18 protein-coding genes are annotated in these 16255 nt (G+C 67.9%); 1 reads left to right on the plus strand and 17 read right to left on the minus strand.

What is annotated here, in order from left to right:
• Window positions 1-155: 155 nt before the first annotated feature.
• The gene (gene ssb / locus EO081_RS13825) at window positions 156-719 is read right to left on the minus strand and encodes a single-stranded DNA-binding protein (RefSeq protein WP_129342641.1); all 564 of its coding nucleotides are present in this window, start codon (window positions 717-719) and stop codon (window positions 156-158) included.
• A 93-nt stretch (window positions 720-812) separates the two neighbouring features.
• Between ssb and EO081_RS13830 the strand changes: the two genes are divergently transcribed.
• Window positions 813-998 (plus strand): DUF4169 family protein, encoded by a 186-nt coding sequence (locus tag EO081_RS13830; protein WP_129342643.1) that lies wholly within the window; start codon window positions 813-815, stop codon window positions 996-998.
• Window positions 999-1042: 44 nt separating this feature from the next.
• Here EO081_RS13830 and feoB read toward each other — a convergent pair whose 3' ends face one another.
• The 16 genes from feoB to EO081_RS13910 form a co-directional block, all read right to left on the minus strand.
• On the minus strand, window positions 1043-2899 hold the full coding sequence (gene feoB, locus EO081_RS13835) for a ferrous iron transporter B (protein WP_129342645.1): 1857 nt from the start codon (window positions 2897-2899) through the stop codon (window positions 1043-1045).
• 19 nt (window positions 2900-2918) lie between these two features.
• Window positions 2919-3176, minus strand: a complete 258-nt coding sequence (locus EO081_RS13840) for a FeoA family protein (RefSeq protein ID WP_129342646.1) — start codon at window positions 3174-3176, stop codon at window positions 2919-2921.
• Window positions 3177-3223: 47 nt separating this feature from the next.
• Complete coding sequence (locus tag EO081_RS13845) at window positions 3224-3907, minus strand: COQ9 family protein (protein ID WP_129342648.1); 684 nt, start codon at window positions 3905-3907, stop codon at window positions 3224-3226.
• 4 nt (window positions 3908-3911) lie between these two features.
• On the minus strand, window positions 3912-4796 hold the full coding sequence (locus EO081_RS13850) for a DMT family transporter (RefSeq protein WP_240697692.1): 885 nt from the start codon (window positions 4794-4796) through the stop codon (window positions 3912-3914).
• Between the two features lie 48 nt (window positions 4797-4844).
• On the minus strand, window positions 4845-5264 hold the full coding sequence (gene ribH, locus EO081_RS13855; RefSeq protein ID WP_239436535.1) for a 6,7-dimethyl-8-ribityllumazine synthase: 420 nt from the start codon (window positions 5262-5264) through the stop codon (window positions 4845-4847).
• 1 nt (window position 5265) lies between these two features.
• A complete protein-coding gene (gene ribB / locus EO081_RS13860; RefSeq protein WP_129342652.1) occupies window positions 5266-6423 on the minus strand; it encodes a 3,4-dihydroxy-2-butanone-4-phosphate synthase in 1158 nt (385 codons plus the stop codon).
• Window positions 6410-7033, minus strand: a complete 624-nt coding sequence (locus EO081_RS13865; protein ID WP_129342654.1) for a riboflavin synthase — start codon at window positions 7031-7033, stop codon at window positions 6410-6412. Before EO081_RS13865 ends, ribB begins: the two co-directional genes overlap by 14 nt.
• Window position 7034: 1 nt before the next feature.
• Complete coding sequence (gene ribD / locus EO081_RS13870) at window positions 7035-8015, minus strand: bifunctional diaminohydroxyphosphoribosylaminopyrimidine deaminase/5-amino-6-(5-phosphoribosylamino)uracil reductase RibD (protein WP_375781666.1); 981 nt, start codon at window positions 8013-8015, stop codon at window positions 7035-7037.
• 5 nt (window positions 8016-8020) lie between these two features.
• The gene (locus EO081_RS13875; RefSeq protein WP_129342656.1) at window positions 8021-8368 is read right to left on the minus strand and encodes a hypothetical protein; all 348 of its coding nucleotides are present in this window, start codon (window positions 8366-8368) and stop codon (window positions 8021-8023) included.
• Window positions 8369-8422: 54 nt separating this feature from the next.
• On the minus strand, window positions 8423-9100 hold the full coding sequence (locus EO081_RS13880) for an energy transducer TonB (protein ID WP_129342658.1): 678 nt from the start codon (window positions 9098-9100) through the stop codon (window positions 8423-8425).
• A gap of 298 nt (window positions 9101-9398) precedes the next feature.
• Window positions 9399-10733, minus strand: coding sequence for a glutamate--tRNA ligase (gene gltX / locus EO081_RS13885; protein WP_129342660.1), 1335 nt, complete (start codon window positions 10731-10733; stop codon window positions 9399-9401).
• Window positions 10734-10818: 85 nt separating this feature from the next.
• Window positions 10819-11601 carry a ThuA domain-containing protein gene (locus EO081_RS13890; protein ID WP_129342662.1) on the minus strand — a complete coding sequence of 261 codons (783 nt, stop codon included), beginning with the start codon at window positions 11599-11601 and terminating at the stop codon, window positions 10819-10821.
• An 86-nt stretch (window positions 11602-11687) separates the two neighbouring features.
• Window positions 11688-12374 (minus strand): L,D-transpeptidase, encoded by a 687-nt coding sequence (locus tag EO081_RS13895; protein WP_129342664.1) that lies wholly within the window; start codon window positions 12372-12374, stop codon window positions 11688-11690.
• Window positions 12375-12442: 68 nt separating this feature from the next.
• The gene (locus tag EO081_RS13900; protein WP_129342666.1) at window positions 12443-12730 is read right to left on the minus strand and encodes a hypothetical protein; all 288 of its coding nucleotides are present in this window, start codon (window positions 12728-12730) and stop codon (window positions 12443-12445) included.
• Window positions 12731-12941: 211 nt separating this feature from the next.
• The gene (locus EO081_RS13905) at window positions 12942-13574 is read right to left on the minus strand and encodes a hypothetical protein (RefSeq protein WP_240697693.1); all 633 of its coding nucleotides are present in this window, start codon (window positions 13572-13574) and stop codon (window positions 12942-12944) included.
• Between the two features lie 374 nt (window positions 13575-13948).
• Complete coding sequence (locus tag EO081_RS13910; protein WP_129342670.1) at window positions 13949-16252, minus strand: hypothetical protein; 2304 nt, start codon at window positions 16250-16252, stop codon at window positions 13949-13951.
• Between the last annotated feature and the right edge of the window lie 3 nt (window positions 16253-16255).

The following is a 16255-nucleotide window of genomic DNA, read 5'->3' on the forward strand; positions in this document are numbered from 1 at the left end:
GGCAGGAGCCCAGGGCCCCGGACGCCAACAGCGGTTGTCCTGCGTGGCCCTGGATCCCTGCCTGCGCAGGGATACGGTTGTGGGCGGAGGTAAAGGAACACACGCACAAAAAAGGGGGCACGCGGCCCCCTTCTTCGTTCCCATCGCAACCGTGCTCAGAACGGCACGTCGTCGTCCAGGTCGTCGCCGAAGCCGCCGCCGAAGCCGCCACCGCTGCTGCCGCCGCCCGAACGACCGCCGCCGCCACCGCTGCGCCCGCCGCCGCTGTTGAAGCTGCCGCCGCGACCGCCCGAGCCGCCGCCGAAGTCGTCGCCGCCACCAAAGTCGTCGCCGCCGCGGCTACCGCCGCCGCCACCCTGGCCGCCGCCCGGACCGTCGAGCATGGTCAGCACCGAGTTGAAGCCCTGCAGCACGATCTCGGTCGAATATTTGTCCTGGCCGTTCTGGTCCTGCCACTTGCGGGTCTGCAGCTGGCCTTCGATGTACACCTTCGAGCCCTTTCGCAGATAGCGCTCGGCGACGTTGGCCAGGCCTTCGTTAAAGATCGCGACCGAATGCCACTCGGTCTTTTCCTTGCGCTCGCCCGAGTTGCGGTCCTTCCACGATTCGGACGTGGCGATGCGCAGGTTCACCACCTTGCCGCCGTTCTGGAAGCTGCGCGATTCGGGATCGCGGCCCAGGTTGCCGACCAGAATGACCTTGTTGACGCTGCCGGCCATGATGTCTCCATTGTTCTCGAAAATTGCGGGCGCGCGGGCATTGGTCGCGGGGCGATGTATGCCCGCCGGCGCGGGTGCGCTAGACTAGGCGGCATGGCCGAGATCATCAACCTGAACCGCGCCCGAAAGGCACGCGCCCGCGCCGAAAAGGCGACGGAAGCCGACGCCAACCGCCACCGCTTCGGCCGCACCAAGGCGCAAAAGGCGGCCGAAGCGCAGGATCGCGATCGCGCCGAACGCACCCTCGACGGAGCGCAGCGCGAGGACAAGCCGGACTGACCCCTACCCCGTACCCCCGGCGCAGGCCGGGGTACAGAAAGGATCTACAGCCCCAGCGCCACCGCACTCCAATAGGTGATGCCCGCCGCCGCATAGGCCAGCGCGAACAGATACCCGAGCATCAGCCCCGGCACGCGCCAGCCATTGGTCTCCCGCCGCACCACCGCGATCGTCGACAGGCACTGCGGCGCGAACACGAACCAGGCGAGGAAGGCGAGCGCCGTCGGCAGGCTCCAGCGGCCCGACAGCCGCCCGCCCAGTTCCTGCGCGCCCTGTTCCTCGTCGGTGGCGTCGATCGCATAAACGGTCTGGAGCGCCGATACCGCGACCTCGCGCGCCGCCATCGCCGGAATCACCGCCAGCGACATCTCATGGTTGAAGCCGATCGGCTTGAGCACGACCTCCAGCCCCGAGGCGATGCGCCCGGCGGCCGAATATTCGCTCTGCTTCACCCCCTCCGGCGCCACCGGATAGGAGGCGAGCAGCCACAGCGCGACCGTGACGGCCATGATCGTCGTCCCCGCGCGCCGCAGGAACACATAGGCGCGGTGCCACAGCCCCAGCGCCACGTCGCGCAGCGACGGCATCTGGTAGCGCGGCATCTCCATCATGAAGCCGCCGCCCTGCCCCTTGGCCAGCGTCCGCCGCAGCACGAAGGCCGCGAGCACCGCGCCGACGATGCCGGACAGGTAGAGGACGAACAGCACCAGCCCCTGCAGGCCGACGCCCGGCACCACCTGCCGCGCCGGGATGAACGCGCCGATGATGAGCGCATAGACCGGAAGCCTGGCCGAACAGGTCATCAGCGGCGCGATCAGGATCGTCGTCAGCCGCTCCTTGGGATCGTCTATCGCGCGCGTCGCCATGATGCCGGGGATCGCGCAGGCGAAAGAAGAGAGCAGCGGGATGAACGCGCGGCCCGAAAGCCCGACGCTCGCCATCAGCCGGTCCATCAGGAAGGCGGCGCGCACCATGTAGCCCGACGCCTCGAGCACCAGGATGAACAGGAACAGGATCAGGATCTGCGGCAGGAACACCACGACGGAGCCGACGCCGTTGATGATGCCCTCGACCAGCAGGTCGCGCAGGAAGTTCTCCGGCAGCGTCGCCACCGCGGTCTCGGCGAGCCAGCCCTGCAGGCCCTCGATCCAGCCGATCGGCGCTTCCGACCAACTGAACACCGCCTGGAACATCACGAACATCAGCGTAAGCAGGATGATCGGCCCGAACACCGGGTGCAGCGCAATGGCGTCCATCGATCGCGTCACGGCCCGCGCGCGCGGCTGCTCGGTGATCGCGACCCCGGCGACGCGGCGTGCCTCGCGCTGGAAATGGCGGATGTCGGCGTCGAAGCTGTCGAGCGGCGGCGGCAGCGTCGCGGGCGCGCCCGCCAGCACCTCGGCCAGCGCATCGCGCAGCGCGTCGAGCCCGCGCTTGCGCACTGCCACCGTGGGCACCACCGGGCAGCCGATCTCCGCCGACAGCGCATCCAGGTCGAACTTCAGCCCGTCGCGCTCGGCCATGTCGACCATGTTGAGCGCGACCAGCATCGGCCGGTCCAGCGCCTTCAGCTGGAGGACGAAGCGCAGGTGATTGTCGAGGTTGGTGGCGTCCGCCACCACCACCAGCACGTCGGGCAGCCGCTCGCCCTGCTGCCGGCCGAGTACCACGTCGCGGGTCACTGCTTCGTCGGGGCTGGAGGGATCCAGGCTGTAGGTGCCGGGCAGGTCGACCAGCTCGATCGGTCGCCCGTCGGGCAGCGCCATGCGCCCGGAATGGCGCTCAACAGTCACGCCGGGATAATTGCCCACCTTCTGGCGCGCGCCGGTGAGCGCGTTGAACAAGGCGCTCTTGCCGGCATTGGGGTTGCCGACGAGCGCGACCAGCGGTGGGTGGTCCATGATCCTGTCCGAAAAGGCCTCAGTCGACGGCCAGGGTGACGCGAATGGCGGCGGCGACATGGGGGCGCAGCGCCACCATCATCCGCCCGATGCGGCAGGCGACCGGCCCGCCGCCCAGCCAGGCGCGGTGCAGCAGCTCGATCTCGACGCCCTCGTCCACGCCGAACTCGCGCAGCCGCCGCGCCTCGGCAGGCTGCAGCGCGTCCCAGTCCACGCCCGCGACGCGCGCATGCTGGCGCTGGGCGAGGTGCGAGAGGCTGGCGTTGGGCGAAAGCATTGCGAGTGATTATCAATAGTTGATGCCGAGCGCCAGCTTTTTCGTTCTCAGACAGCCGGGTAGCGCAGCCGCCCGATGAAGCGCGACAGGCTCAGCCGCCGCTCGCTCGACGCACGCCCAACCCATTGCGCCTTGGCCTTTTCGAACTGCATGATGTTGTCGATCCGCCGCGACAGGAACGCGCGGGTGTCGGCCCAGCCCTCGCTTTCGTCGTCCAGGAACACGGTGACGGTGGTGCCATAGACGGCGCCCAGCGTCGCGCGCTTGGTATAGTGGTTGTAGTCGGTCGCGGTGTCGCCCGCGAGCCGCCACATCAGGTCGACGGTGCGCCAGCCCAGCCGAGTGGCACGGGCGAGGTTCTGCGGCATCGCCAGGATCGCGAGCGCGCGGCGCAGCGCCTCGCGCTGCGGGGCGACCGCGGCGAGTCGCGCCTCCACCAACGCAGTGATGCGCTGGCGGATCTTCATCGCGGCGAGCGCGTCGGCGGGCAGCCGCTCCATCATCACCCGGTCGATGTGGGAGAACCAGGCGTCGATCATGTCGACCGGGCTCGGCATCGCGGCGCGGGCGACGTCCGGGTCGATGCCCAGCTGCTCGGCGGCCATGGTCACTGCGGCCGGCGCCCAGCCGTCGAACGCGGCGTTCGCGGCCACCACCGGCGCAAGGGCGGCGCGCAGTTCGTCCAGCGTCGCGTCTTCGAATGCTGCGGTCGCCATCGCGGCCTCCTTCATGGGATCAGGCCACCGATCTAGTCTGCCCGGCGACGGGCGCAACCTTCGGCTCGCGCCGGACCAGCACCAGCGCGACCGCCACCAGCAGCGCACCGATCCAGTCGGGCACGCCCGGCCGCTCGCCATAGACCGCCCAGCCGATCCCGCCCGCCACGATCGGCTGGAGCAGCAGCGTGATGCCGATCACCAGCGGCGGCAGGCGGCCGAGCGCGTAGATCATCAGCCCCTGGCCGAATACCTGGCTGACCAGCGCCAGCCCGATCAGAGGCCCCCAGCCGGCAGTACCGGTGGGCATCAGCCGCTCGCCCAGCCCGATCGCCAGCAGCAGCAGCGGCGCCATCGTCGCGATCCCGGAAAGCGCCAGCGCCGGCATCGGCGGCACCGCCGCGCGCACCCGCGCCATGCCGATGAAATAGACGGCATAGGCAAGGCCCGCGAACAGCGCGAGCAGGTCCCCCATCAGGTGCGCGTGCGACAGCTCCGCCGACTGGCCGAGCAGCATGCCCCCGCCGACCATCGCCAGCAGCAGGGCTGCGACCTGCGGCCGGCTCGGCCAGGCGCGCGCGATCAGGAAGCCGTAGACGGGGTAGATCAGCGTCGCCGAATTGGCGAACAGCGTCGCGTTCGCCAGCGTGGTGCGGTGGATGCTGACGTTCCAGGTCGCCAGATCGGCCGCGAACGCGAGCCCGGCCACCAGCAGCACCGGCCAGAAGGCCAGGCCCCGCCGCAGCGCCCCCGGATTGGCGACCGCCGACCAGATCAGCAGCGCCGGCATCGCCAGCGCCAGCCGCCAGAAGCCGGCGGCGACCGGCCCGGTCTCGGCCAGCCGCACCAGCCACGGGCCCGTCGCCAGCGTCAGGTTGGCGACCACCGCGGCCGCCAGCCCCATTCCCGTTCCGCGGCTCCCCGAGGTCATCGGCTCAGCCGCGGCGCCGGATCAGGCGAAGCGCTGGCGCAGTGCCAGCATGGCAAGCGCCGCCTTGGCGGCTTCCCCGCCCTTGTCCTTGTCGTTGCGGTCGGCGCGGGCCAGCGCCTGCGCCTCGTTCTCGACGGTCAGGATGCCGTTGCCGATCGGCAGGCCGTCCATCGCCAGCGCCATCAGCCCGCGGGCGCTTTCGTTGGCGACGATCTCGAAATGATAGGTCTCGCCGCGGATCACCACGCCCAGCGCGACATAGGCGTCGAACTGGCCGGTCTCCGCCGCCATCGCGACCGCACCCGGGATCTCCAGCGCGCCCGGCACGGTGACGATCTCGTAATCCTGCCCGGCCTCCTGCAGCGCGGTGCGCGCGCCGTCGAGCAGCAGGTCGTTGAGGTGGTCGTAGAAGCGCGCTTCGACGATCAAGATGCGGGCCATGTCAGCGCTCCGTGTCGATGGGACGCTCGCCGACGATCGACAGGCCATAGCCGTCGAGCCCGACGAGGGTGTGATGGGTGTTGGTGAGCAGCACCATTTCGGCGACGCCCAGTTCGTTCAGGATCATGGCGCCGACGCCATAGTCGCGCAGCTGGTCCATGTCGGCGGGGTCGAGCTCGCCGGTGCGCGCCTGCATGGCGACGGTGAACTGGTCGAGCCGCGGCTTGTTGATCACCACGATCACGCCCGCGCCTTCCGCGCCGATGATCTCCATCGACCGGCTGAGCAGCTCGGCGCGGCGGCCGGTCTCGCCGAAGATGTCGGCGAACGGCGACATCGCGTGCATGCGGACCAGCGTCGGCTTGGCGGGATCGATGCGGCCCTTGACCAGCGCGACCTGCTCGCTGCCGGTCGCCTTGTTCCAGAAGGTCATCGCCGTCCACTCGCCGCCCCAGCGGCTGGTGAAGCGGCTCTCCGCGCGCTTTTCGACCAGATGGTCGTGGCGGCGGCGATAGGCGATCAGGTCGCGGATCGTGCCGATCTTGAGGCCGTGGAGCTGCGCGAAGCCGACCAGGTCGTCCAGCCGCGACATGGTGCCGTCCTCGTTCATGATCTCGCAGATCACGCCCGCGGGGTTGAGCCCGGCGAGCCGCGCCACGTCGACCGCCGCCTCGGTGTGTCCGGCGCGCACCAGCACGCCGCCGTCGCGCGCGATCAGCGGGAAGACATGGCCGGGCGTCACGATGTCGGCCGCGCCCTTGGTCGAATCCACCGCCACCGCGATGGTGCGCGCACGATCGGCCGCCGAGATGCCGGTGCTGACCCCTTCCTTCGCCTCGATCGAAACGGTGAAGGCGGTCTCGTGCCGGGTGCCGTTGTTGCGGCTCATCAGCTCCAGGCCGAGCTCCTCGACCCGCGGCTTCGACAGCGCCAGGCAGACGAGGCCGCGGCCGTGCGTCACCATGAAGTTGATCTTCTCCGGCGTCGCCATCTGCGCCGGGATCACCAGATCGCCCTCGTTCTCCCGGTCCTCGTCGTCGACCAGGATGAACATGCGCCCGTTGCGCGCCTCGTCGATGATCTCCTCGGGCGAGGAGAGGAAGCCGTGCTGCAGCCGGGCTGGTTCCACGGGAAGGCGGGCGGGGTCAGGCAGCGCCATGCTGCGTCCTTTCACGATAGCGCTCCATGCGCTGGAGATAGCGGGCGAGCACGTCGATCTCGAGGTTGACGGCCTGCCCCTCGGCGATGTCGGCAAAGGTCGTGACCTCGGCCGTGTGCGGGATGATGTTGAGGCCGAAGCGCGTGCCGTCGGCTCCGTCCTCGACGCTGTTGACGGTCAGCGACACGCCGTCGACCGTCACCGAGCCCTTGGCGGCCAGGTACGGCGCGATCTCCGGGCCTGCCAGGATGGTGACGCGGTGCGATCCGCCTTCCTGGGCCACCTCGGTCACTTCGCCCAGCCCGTCGACATGGCCGGTTACGATATGCCCGCCCAGTTCGTCGCCCAGTTTCAGCGCGCGCTCCAGGTTGAGGCGGCGACCGGCGGTCCACTGGTCGCGGGCGGTGCGCGACACGGTTTCGCCAGACACGTCGACCGCGAACCAGCCCGGCCCCTTGTCGACCACGGTCAGGCACACGCCCGAACAGGCGATCGACGCGCCCAGGTCGACGGTTGCGGTGTCATAGGCGGTGGCGATGCGGACGCGCAGGTCGCCCGTCTGCTCGACGGCCTCGATGGTGCCGATGTCGGTGACGATTCCGGTGAACATATCAATCTCGCTCGCGCTCGTAGACTTCGCGCCGGTCGCTGCCAAGCGAACGCGCCTCGATAAACCGCCATCGGCCATGGGCCTCGGCCAGGCTGGCAAGCCCCAGGTCGCCGATCGCGGACGTGCCCGCGCCGATCAGGATCGGGGCGCGGTAGAAGAGCAGTCGGTCGACGGCGTCGGCGGCCAGGAAGGCGGCGGCGGCACCTGCGCCCCCCTCCACCAGCAGATGGTCGACGCCGGTGAGCGCGCCAAGATCGGCGACGTCCGACAGCGCCTCCCACCCCTCGGGCGCCGGCCCGCGGGTCAGCAGCAGCCGGCGGGGGCTCCGATGCTCCAGGCCCGGCAGGCGCACGTCCAGCCGCGGCGCATCCGCTTCAAAGGTACCGCGCCCGACCAGGATCGCCTCGTGCCGGGCACGCTCGCGATGCACGTCGGCGCGCGCCTCCGGCCCGGTGATCCAGCGGCTCTCCCCCGACGGCAGCGCGATGCGTCCGTCGAGCGAGGTCGCGAGCTTCAGCGTCACATGCGGCCGCCCCAGCGCCAAGCGCGTGAGGAACCCGGCCATGCTGCGCCGCGCCTCGCCCCTGCACACGCCCTCGGTCACCGCGATCCCGGCCTGCCGCAGCCGGGCGATGCCCTGGCCGTTGGTGCGGGGATCGGGATCGGTCAGCGCCACCACCACCCGCGCCGGGCGGGCGGCGCGGATCAGGTCGGCGCAGGCCGGTCCCCGCGCGGAAACATGCGCGCAGGGCTCCAGCGTGACGTAGAGCGTCGCGCCCTCCGCGGCCGCGCCCGCTTGCGCCAGCGCCACCGCCTCGGCATGCGGGCGCCCGCCCGGCTGGGTCCAGCCCTGCCCGACGATGCGACCCTCGGCGACGATCACGCAGCCGACGTTGGGATTGGGCGCGGTCTGGGCGCGGCTGCGCTCGGCCAGCGCCAGCGCCTCGCCCATCCAGCGCGCGTCTTCGGCCGTGTCGGACAAGGGGGTCAAAGCCCCCAGGCGGTCAGGCCGTCGTCCAGCTTCTTGAATTCGGCCTGCACCTTCGCGCGGCGCGCTTCCAGCTCGGCGATCTCCTTCTGGCGCTTGGCCTCGTCGATCTTCTGCTGCGCGCGGATTTCCTCGTCCGTGCGGTCGAGCCGCCAGTCCTGGACGTAGATGATCTCGCGCTTGTACGGCCGCTCGAAATGGGAATCATGGACGAACGCCCAGATCCAGAGGCCGGTGATCGTCACCGCCAGCCCCAGGAACGCCCATTGATGCGGCCGCCGGTGCGACAGGAACAGTCGCAGGTCTCGGTATGCACGCAGCGGCGACAGGTGGCGCAGGATCCTCATGGGCCTTCCAGATAGGCGTCACCGCCCCCGGCCACCAGCCCCTGCGCCGCCCCTTCAGTTCTCCATCTCGAAACGCACCGTCATCACCCGCCAGCTCTCGACCGGGACGCCGTCGCGGGTGGCGGCGCGGAAGCGCCACTTCGACAGCGCCTGCCGACGGGTCGCCTCCAGGAACGCGTCGCTGGTCGCGCGCACCGGCTCGACCGCGGTCACCCGCCCGCTGGCGTCGATCCGCACCCGCACCGTGACCACGCCGTCGCGCTCGGCGCGGCGCTCCGCCGGCGGATAGGCCGGCTGGAACGCGTCGCTGTAGCGCGGGTCCGGCGTGGCATCGACCAGCACCGGCATCGGCTTGGGCGGGTCGACCGAGACACTCGTGCCCGTCCCGCCGGGCGTTCCCGTCATCGTTGGCGGGGTGATCGGCAGCGTCGACTCGCTCGCCAGCACCGGCTGGTCCGGCCGCGGCAGATCGACGACCGGCTTCGGAAGGAAGGTCAGCGGCTGCGGCTGGGGCTCGGCCCGCTTCTCCACCGGCTGCGGCTCGGGCTTCACCTCCGGCGGGACCGGTGGCAGCGGGATGGCGGTCGTGTTGAGCACCGGGTCCTCATAGGGGATCACCGTGACGGAGCCCGCCATCAGCATGGCGGCGAGCAGCCCGCCGTTGATCGCCAGGGCGACGCCCATGCTCGCAGGGTGGAAGCGGCGTTCGGATGCAAAGCGATTCGCGTACATCGGCTTCTCCTCGTTCGTGCCCTCCAAGGGCCGAGCAGGCGATGGTACATCATAACACGAGAGACGCAATGCCGTGCATTCCCGCGCCATCTCAGGAGCACTCCACCCCCTTGTACCCGCGCACGCGAGCCCTCTGCGGAACCCCTGACCGTGCTCTTGCGAAGGCAGGAGACCAGGGTCCCAAGCGCCGCAAGTCGTTGCTCTGCCTGGCCCTGGATTCCTGCCTGCGCAGGGATACGGTGTGACCAAAGGACGACGGCGCCTGCTACGGCGGAGGATGCGGCTAGCGAACCTCCGCCTACGCCGCCGCGCGCAGCCGCAGGATCGCCGCGTCGCGCCCGATCAGCGGCAGCAGCGCCGCCATGTCGGGCCCGTGCTCGCGCCCCGTCAGCGCCAGCCGCAGCGGCAGGAACAGCGCCCGCCCCTTGCGCCCGGTCGCCTGCTTGAGCGCGCCCGTGAGCGCGGCCCAGCTCGCCTCCGCCCAGTCGATCGACTCGGCCACCGCCGCCGCTTCGGCGACGAACGCCCGGTCCTCGTCCGACAGCGCCGGCACCGTGATCGGCCCCGTCACCACCTGCCACCAGTCCGCCGCCTCGGCGACGGTCGACAGGTTCGCGCGGATCGCCTCCCAGCCCGCCCGGTCCATGCCCTCGGGCAGCTGCGCCTGCACCCGCGCCCAGTCGAGCTGGTGGACGATGCGCGCGTTCAGCGCGTGGAGTTCCGCCTCGTCGAACCGCGCCGGCGCCCGCCCGAAGCGCGCGAAGTCGAACCCGGCGATCAGCGGCGCCCGGTCGACCAGCGGCTCGACGGGATCGCTGGTGCCCAGCCGCGCGAGCATCGCCACCACCGCCTCGGGCTCGATCCCCATCGCGCGGAATTCGTCGACGCCGGTCGCGCCCAGCCGCTTCGACAGCTTGCCCTCGGCGCCCGTCAGCAGCGCGACGTGCGCGAACTCGGGCAGCCCCGCCCCCAGGCTTGCGAACATCTGGATCTGGGTCGCGGTGTTGGACACATGGTCCTCGCCGCGGATCACCGTCGTCACGCCCATGTCGATGTCGTCGATCACCGACGGCAGCAGATAGAGCCAGCTGCCGTCCGCGCGCCGCACGACGGGATCGCTCAGCCGCGCCGCCTCGAACCGCTGCTCCCCGCGCACCAGGTCGTGCCAGCCGATCGGCGCGTCATGGTCCAGCCGGAACCGCCAGTGCGGCCGCCGCCCCTCAGCCTCCAGCCGCGCGCGGTCCGCTTGGCTCAGCGCCAGCGCCGCCCGCTCGTACACCGGCGGCAAGCCGCGCCCCAGCAGCACCTTGCGCCGCAGCTCGAGCTCCTCCGGCGTCTCATAGGCCGGATACACCCGCCCCGCCGCGACCAGCTCGGCGAAGCGCGCCTCATAGCGATCGAACCGCGCCGACTGGCGTTCTTCGCCGGCCACGTCGATGCCCAGCCAGGCGAGGTCGGCGCGGATCGCCTCCACGAACCGCTCCTCCGACCGTGCCGCATCGGTATCGTCGATGCGCAGCAGCAACCGGCCGCCGTTCGCCTTGGCAAAGAGCCAGTTGATCAGCGCCGCGCGCAGATTGCCGAGGTGGAGCCGCCCCGTGGGGCTCGGCGCGAAGCGGGTGGTAACGGTCATGCGCCGAGCCTGTAGAGCGATTCCGCCGCCGGTGGAATTGCTCGGAAAGCCTCCTTCCCTGCGCGGGAGGGGAGCGGGCGCCGCCTCACCGCCTCGGGCTGGCGCCCACCTGTCCCAGCCCCGTCGCCGTCCAATAGATGCCGCCCAGCAGGTGCTGCAGATAGCGCTCGTCCCGGTACATCTCCGCCTGGTGGCCCAGCAGCGTCACGAACACGCGCCCCCGTTCGTGCCGGTGGTACCAGGCTTCCGGGTGGTGCGCGCCCATCCGCCGGCCGACCTGGCCCGGCCAGATTCGCGTCGGATCATAGCTCGCCTCGTCCACCTCCAGCACGGGGTTCACCGCCACCCGGTGCGGGTTCTCGGTCACGTAGAACTCGTCGCTCCAGATCCACCGCTCGGGCAGGCCGAAGCTCGCGGGAAAGCCCTTGTCGGCGACGGTGACCACGCCCGTCTGGACCTTGGGATGGTTGACAAAGGACCGCCCGACCAGCCGCTCGTACCAGGGCCAAGCCCCCGCCGGCACGATCGCGGCGCGGTGCACCACCATCGCGTTGCCGCCGCCGCGCATATAGGCCTCGAACCGCGCCCGTTGGCCCGCGTTCAGCTGCTCGGCCGGCGTGTTCAGGAACAGCACCGCCGCATAGGGGCTGAGGTCGCCGTCGAACGCCGCCGGGTCGCTCGTCCAGGTCAGCCCGATGGAGTGCAGCCGCGCCAGCTTTTCCAGGCTCTCGCGCGCGACCGGGATATATTCATAGTGATAGGTGCTGGGCGTCGCGATCACGAGCAGCTTGAACTGGTCCTCGGCCCACGCCGCGCCCGGCACCAGCCCCCAGACCAGCACCGCCAATCGCCGCAGGATCGCCTTCATCGCCCTCTCCCCAGTGCGCCCCTTTGTAGCGAACCCGCGCCCCGGCGCGAGGTCGACCTTTGTCGCGGGGGGCTCAGCAGGAAGCGCTAGCGAACCGCCGCGGTCCGCAGCTCGTGCACGCGCAGCCGCGGGAACACCTCTTCCAGCGGCTTGCTGTCGGGCAGCACATAGACATAGCCGCCCTTCTTCGCGAACTGCGGCCGCAGGAGCTTGCCATAGAACGCCCGGGGCACGTTGATGCAGCCGAAGGTGACGCGATTGTCTTCCGCCGTCGGCGACAGCATCCGCTCGCGGCGGCGCTCCTTCTTGGCGGCGTCCGCCGGGATCGTGTGGATCGCCACCGAAGTTGCGTAATCCACCCACAGGATACGCTCCTTACGGAACGGGATGCCGAACTTCGCCAGGAAGCGCCCGGCCGGCGTGGTCTTCTCGGCAGGGCCGATCTCCGCCAGCTTCTTGCTGCCGACGCCCGCGGTCGCATCGTCGCCCAGCGCGATGCCGATCAGCACGGGCTCCTGCGCCAGCTGCTCGCCCTTCGCGTCGAACAGCAGCATCGTCGCATTGGGCTTGTCGATGATCGCGAACGGCAGCCCGTGGTTGTCGCCCGACGCCGTCACCCAGTCGGCGACGCGGCTCGCATCGGCGGAACGCACCGTTCCGGCCTCTGCCTTGAAGCTGGCGGCTTCCGGCGCCGGCGCTTCCTGCGGACGTGCAACAACTGCGGCGGGAGCGGCCAGTGCGATGCCGGCCAGCACCCGGAGAAGAAAAGTCATCAAATGCAGATACTCGAAATCCGGCCGTCCCGTAAGGGACGACCGGATGGTGTTGACGGGCGGTGCGATCAGTGGCGCGGACGCTTGGGCCGAGCCTCCTGCGCCTGGAGCCGCTGCTCCACGCCGTCCACGCGGCCGTTGATCTGGTCGATCCGCTGGCCATTCGCCTGCGCCTCGGCCAGCGCCGCCTTGGCGGTGCCGTCGGTCTCCTGCAGGCGTGCCTCCAGCGTGTCGACCCGCTGGCTCACCGGCGCGATCTGCTCGCGGACGTACGACTTGGTCGCACAGCCGCTCAGCCCCACACCGGCCACCAGGACGATCAGGGCAGGCGCGAATTTAGAGGCGTTGAATGACATGGTAGTACTTTCACTCGTTGATCTGCCGGAACAACCAAGCTGACGGATGAAAGTTCAACAATCCCGCTTGGGTCCGAATGTGCATTGCGTCAGATCAACCGACAGTGTTGCACGACTTCAACACTTTCCTGAACAACTATTCATCTACCTGAACTGATGTTCATCTAGCTGAACGGATGTTCATCTACGAACATCGCAAGCAACGGCCCGGCTAGTTTTTGCCCTTGCGCCCGCCCCCCGACGAGAAGGGGTCGATCGGGATCCCGTTCGAGGGTTCCTTTTCGCGCGCAGCGCCTGCCGGCTTGTCGCGCTGCCCCGCGACGCAGCGCCGCAGCTCGGCGACCGCCGCCCCGCTTCCATCCAGGCTCAGCCGCTCGACGGGCACATCCCCGCGAAAGATCTGCAGCGTGGGGGAAGCGGCGAAGTGCGCCGGGAACTTCGCGCCGAAGTCGGTGACGAACCCCTGTTTCCCGCCGGAGGCCATGCCCACCGCGAAATGCTTGGGGAAGCTCGCCTTGGCGAGGCGGAAGGTGAGTTCCAGCCGGTCCTTCGGCTTGATCGACCAGTTGGCGTTGAGCACCGTCAGGTGGTTGGTGCCGTCGACCTCCAGCCCCAGCAGCAGCGTCGTCCGTCCGGCGCGATCATATTCGCGCGTCAGGAAGCAGCCCTTGCCGTCCCGGCTCGCCGCCACCGTCCAGGCCCCCACCTCGCGCGTCGCATAGTCGCCCGCGACCGCCGGCACCCCCGCGAGCAGCCCCACGGCAGCCCCAAGCGCCGCAAGCCCCGGCCGCAGGCCCGCCCGGCCCCGGCCGGCAACATCGATCGGTCGTCGTGGCGATCCCATGCGCATCCTTCTCCAACCCGTTCCGCCGGCAGCAGCCCATCGCACCGGCACCCGGTGCCGTTCCCTACCGGCATTGAAGCAATGCTGAACGCGCGAAGGCGGTAGTGGGTGTCAGGTGGGCTTCACCGACCGGATGATTGAGCCGTTGGTCGAGCGTCGGCTTCCGGTCCCGCAAAGCGAACTTTAGTACCCTTTCTCGCGACATTTCCCCCGCAGCATCGTACGATCATGCGGCGGGCAGCGAATTCTACACTCGGCTGGCTCAACGAGGCCGCGAGGAAACTCGGTTGGATTGATGCGGTCGAAGCGTCACGACAAAGCAACCTGTTCTGACACGGATGCGACGGGGCGTTCGCTGCGCCGCTCGTGACCTATTAGCTTTTAAGCTCCGGTACGACTCTCTCGCGTTGCTGTACGAGCAACACCGCTTCGTAAGGTGAAGACCAGTCATCTGTATTTTTTGCGAACAGGAGACAGCTCGCCACATCGCCACGCTCCAGCGCCTCCGCCGCGAAATGCTCCATATGTGCGCGCCGCAGGTTCGCATTCACCCCCTGATGGACATAGAATCCCACCGTTGCCTTTCGATTAAGCGGCGGCACGACCTCCATGAAGCAACCATGACCCGGTTTCGCATTCTTGCGCGTGACTGATCGCTTGAGCCTGTTCAATCCGCGCTCAACCTTTCGCTGCTCCTCGGGGCTCGCGGAGTTGAGGATGAAAATGCCCATAGTGGTCCATCCTTCGGGCTTGGTCCGCGCCAGTTTGTCGATGATTTCTTTGTAACTTCGGTGAATCGTTGGCGCGGGCTTCTTCAGCTCTATTCCGACGTCGCGCGCGTTATAATACCGGTCGATCACGCTAGACATTCCCGACACCATCAGACGATGGAAGTCCTTTCGCTCCGCCCCGAGGTTGAAGCCTGTGGACAGATAGACACCGAGGAAGTCCAACTCGTCTCCGAATACTTCGAAGTGTTTCTGGAAGTGGTAGCGCTCCGAAAAATAATGGAGGAACGGAATTTCCTGATCGACGATATCGGCGATGCAGCACAGGTCGGCGATATGTACCGCCGGAGCCAGATTGTGCCCGTCGGGGATGACCCCGGCTTTCGCCAGCTCTTCCTCCGATGAACTGAGAACCGACAGGTCGTCGAGCGTCAGCGATATCCGAATGATCTGATCGACCAACTCCGCATTCAGACCGAGAGAATTGGTGATTTTCAGGCTTTCCACATCGCCCGCGCGCGCCGCGACGATGTGTCCGGCCAGACGCTCGGACTGCAAGGAGGGCGCGACCACTACGTCGTTCAGATGGCGCTTGAGACGTTCGGGCGCGCCCCGCAGCCCCTGAGGCGTCAATCTATGAGATTTCGCTTCGACAAGAAAAACCGTTTTATCGACGACAGCAATGATATCGGTTTCGAACTGTTGAGCGCCAACCATCCATTTCGCGTTCTTGGTGATTAGCGCCGTGGGCAGGGCTGCCTGGATCACCGACTCCGCTTTGTCTTCAAGGTAGATCGCGCGACGATCCGACAATTCGCTTTCGATCTTCGCTGAAGTCGCGACATTCCACATAATCTCGTTGATATGGCTGAAGATAGCCTGCGGCATCACGAACATGTACCCGCCACCCAGATTGATTCCGGGGCGGGCCCAAACCGGATTAGAGAGGAACATGTGTTCGACTTTATGGTTTGCAAGTTCCCCCGGCGCGATCGAGAGCATGCCCAAAATGCGATCTATCCGTTCTTCCTCTTTACCCGTAGTCGCAGCGATCTCAGCGGTGGTTACGGACATATCATTCAAATGTCGCAGATCCGCATGCGACATCAGGAGGCCTATAATGCCCTCGCGCGGGGTCCCCTTCGGTATCATGTCGAGCAATTCCGCTGGAGTGCCGACGAGATCAGGGAACTCACGGAAATAACCTTCAACCATGGTTGCGCTATCGCGAGCACTCAGCACCCGCTTCAAAGCGTCCATGTAGTTGTTACCGCGTTGCTCGATCATCGTCAGGACGGTCTCCGACACGTCGAGAATATCGCTGAAGGTATATCCCGCCACCGCTTCCAATTTCGCGTCCAGTGACGCATACAACTCGCGGCAAATCAGTTTAACGTCGCTAAAATATCCCCAGTTTCTCACCGCCTGTGTGTGCAGCCTGATTTTCTCCTGAAGCGCCATAAGGGCCTTCTGGCTGTCATCCACTTCGTCAGCCTCAGCGATCAGGCGGCGTTTGAAAATCGTATTGGCTATTTGCGGCACGATATCGAACATGGTCTGCATGACTTCGGCCGTGGAAGGAGCTTTGCCCCAATCAGCCGCCGGCAGAGTGAGAGCGATGCCTTGAAGCAACTCAATGTGATGCTGTTCGATACCTTTGGTCAGCGCACGGGCCTCACCCTTGGCGTTTATCGCCGCGCGGGTGCCGTAAAAGGCGAAAGTCGATACCACGCTTTCTGGCATGCACTCTTTGAGCAGACCGAACAGTTGATCGAGAAGGCTTGGATATTTCTCAACATCCTCACGAGCGGATTCAAGGAAGGCCCGCTTAAATTCCTCATGACGGTTCTCGATGCCGAAATCCAATTTCCCGAAGACCATCTTATTCGGATTGCCGGGTGGCCCCGCGGCGACCCGCTTTTTAAGCTTTCTTCCCCGCGATTTCGGCACCGC

Source organism: Sphingomonas desiccabilis, from assembly GCF_004135605.1.
In the GTDB taxonomy this organism is placed as follows: Bacteria; Pseudomonadota; Alphaproteobacteria; order Sphingomonadales; family Sphingomonadaceae; genus Sphingomonas; species Sphingomonas desiccabilis.